Source organism: Deinococcus pimensis DSM 21231, from assembly GCF_000519345.1.
GTDB lineage: Bacteria > Deinococcota > Deinococci > Deinococcales > Deinococcaceae > Deinococcus_A > Deinococcus_A pimensis.
Map to the genome: position 1 here is coordinate 1 of NZ_KI912639.1, position 2,726 is coordinate 2,726.

Sequence of the window (2,726 nt, forward strand, 5' to 3'; positions counted from 1 at the left end):
GGCGCCCTCTCCGCGCTCGGCCTCACGGAGGCGGAGGCGAGGGCGGCCGCCCTGAGCGACGCGGAGGCCGCGCGACTGGAGGAAGCCTTCCGCGCCTGGACGTCCGAGCACGAACAGCACCTGCGCGCCGCCCTCGACCTCGAAACCCGGCTCGCCGGGCGCTCCTTCGAACCCCAGGCGCTGGAGACGGCCAGAACGGCGCTCGCGAAGACCGAAGGCGACCTCCAGACCGCGAGCACCCGCGTCGGAGAGCTCGGGCAGACCGTCGCCACCGCCGAGGAGCGCCTCGGGCGCAAGCGTGAACTGGTGGCCGCGACCGCCGCGATCTCCAGGGACCTCGACACGTGGGCCGCGCTCGCGCAGGCAATGAAGGCCAACGAGTTCCAGCAGTACCTCCTCGCGGAGATCGAGTCGAGGTTGCTGGAGCGCGCGGGCGAACTGCTCTTCGAGATCAGCGACGGCCGTTACCGCCTGCTGCTCGTGGACGGCGAGTACAGCGTGCAGGACCTCTGGAACGCGGGCGAGACGCGCGGCGTGAAGACCCTCTCGGGCGGCGAGACGTTCCTCGCGAGCCTCGCGCTGGCCGTCGCGCTGAGCGACTACCTCGCCGGCAACCGCATCCTGGGCGCGCTCTTCCTCGACGAGGGCTTCGGCACGCTCGACCCGCAGGCGCTGGAGGCCGTGGCGGGGGCGCTGGAGAAGGTCCGCACGCAGGGCCGCATGGTCGGCGTGATCACGCACGTGGAGAGCCTCTCGGAGCGCCTGCCCGCCCGCATCCTCGTGACGAAGAGCGTCGCGGGGAGCCGCGCGGCCCGCATGGAGTGACCCACGGGATACTCACGAACGAGAGGAGGGCGACCCCGGGATCGCCCTCCTTCTCATCCGCCGCTCGGGTTACTGCAGGCGGGTCTGGAGCTGCTGCAGGCTCTGCGTCTGGCGCCACTGCAGGCCCTGCGTGACGTAGGTGCGGGCGTTGGCCTGGTCGCCACGCTGGATGGCGAGATACGCGAGCTTCGCGGCGGAGAGGGCGGCGAGGTCACGCTCGGCCTCGGTGAGGTCGCCGAGGCTGCTCCAGGCGTTGTAGGCGTTGATCCACCACTGGGTCTTGGTGTAGAGCTGCGCCTGGTAGGACTTGTAGGCGCGGTTGTTCGCGTCCATCATGGCGGCCATGCTGGCGTCGCTGACGGCGGCCTTCCAGAGGGTGCGGTCGAGGAACGCGACGGGGTAGGCGACCTCGGCCTGCGCGGCCTGCTCCTGGGCGCGGGCGTAGAGCTCCTCGGCGCTGAGGTCGCTCGTGGCGGTCGTGTCGGTGCTCTGGGTGGTGGTGGTGTCGGTGGTGGTCGTGGTGTTCTGGTCCGTCGTGGTGGTGTTGGTCTGGTCGGTGGTGTTGGTGTTCTGATCGGTCGTGGTGTTGTTCTGCTGCTGGGTGGTGGTCGTGGTGGTGCTGGTGTCCTGCGCGAGGGCGAGGGACGAGATGCCGAGGATCACGCTCACAATGAGAGTCTTTTTCATATCAATTCGCATTGTAGATAGGGCAGAGTGATGAGGTCGCTGAGACGAAACGAAACACTCAGGCTCCCTAAAGGAGTTTAAAGGAGACCGCCCCTTCATGAGACCAACCTTCGCCGCCGCTTTCATTTCGCTTCATGTGATTTCTGTAGCCCTGGCGACGCCCGCGCCGACCGTGGCCTGGCAACGTGACGTGAAGGTCATCAGCCCCGTCGCGACCGACGCCTCCGGGGACGTCGTCTTCGTCGGAACCGACGCGAAACTGCGCCGCCTGGACCGCAGCGGCAAGGAACGCTGGAACGTCGCGCTCGGTGACCTCGGACGCGGTCAGCCCGTCCTCACGCCCGACGGACGCGTGTACGCCGTCAGCTACGACGACAAGGTCTACGCCGTCGAGAAGGACGGCAAGGTCGCCTGGACGTACAAGCTGCGCGGCGACGTGTACGCCACGCCCGCCCTGCGCGCCGACGGCAGCCTCATCGTCGCGTCCACCGGCGGGCAGGTCGCCGCGCTCTCCCCGGAAGGGCGCCTGCTGTGGTCCTTCGAGGCCGCGCCCGTCTTCTCCAGCCCCGTCGTCACGCCCGGCGGCAACGTCGTGTTCGGCGCGCAGGACGGCGCCGTCACCGCCCTCGACCCGAACGGGCGCGCGCTGTGGACCTTCCGCGCGAAGGGCAGCGTGTTCTCCAGTCCCGCCGTGGACGCCGACGGAGGCGTGTACTTCGGCTCCGGCGACCGGAGCGTCTACGCCCTCGACGCCGCCGGGCGCCTGCGCTGGTCCGCGCCCACCCAGGGCTTCGTGAACGCCTCACCGATCCTCAGCCGCGAGGGCCTCGTCGTGGTCGGCAGCTACGACGGCCGCGTCCACGCCTTCGACCGGACCGGCAAGGAGCAGTGGACCGCCGACGTGGGCGCCCCCGTCACGGCGCCCGCCACGCAGCTCTCCGACGGCACCTTCCTCGTCGGCAGCACCTCCGGCGTGCTCAGCGCCCTCGACCCGCGCGGCACGACCCTGTGGTCCTTCGACACGGGCGCCCGCATCGACACCGCCGTGGGCGCCTCCGACGGCGGCGACGTGTACGTCTCGAACAACGCGGGCACCCTGTACGCCTTCTCCAACCAGCGGCCCGCCGCGCTGGGCGAGTGGACGTCCTTCCGCGGCGTCCCCGAGGGCTGGGGCCGCGCGCTCGCGCCCGCCGACCTGACCCGCCTGCAGACCG

Annotated in this window: 3 protein-coding genes; 2 read left to right on the plus strand and 1 reads right to left on the minus strand. The window is 70.4% G+C overall.

All coding sequences use genetic code 11. The features are described 5' to 3' along the window. Positions 1-825 (plus strand): AAA family ATPase (locus DEIPI_RS30095; protein WP_045234067.1); only part of this gene is annotated, 825 nt, incomplete at its 5' end. Between the two features lie 69 nt (positions 826-894). Here the strand turns inward: DEIPI_RS30095 and DEIPI_RS0110305 are convergent. Continuing rightward, positions 895-1,512, minus strand: a complete 618-nt coding sequence (locus DEIPI_RS0110305) for a hypothetical protein (RefSeq protein WP_027481728.1) — start codon at positions 1,510-1,512, stop codon at positions 895-897. Between the two features lie 136 nt (positions 1,513-1,648). Here DEIPI_RS0110305 and DEIPI_RS30100 point away from each other — a divergent pair. Continuing rightward, positions 1,649-2,726 (plus strand): outer membrane protein assembly factor BamB family protein (locus DEIPI_RS30100; protein WP_169737073.1); only part of this gene is annotated, 1,078 nt, incomplete at its 3' end.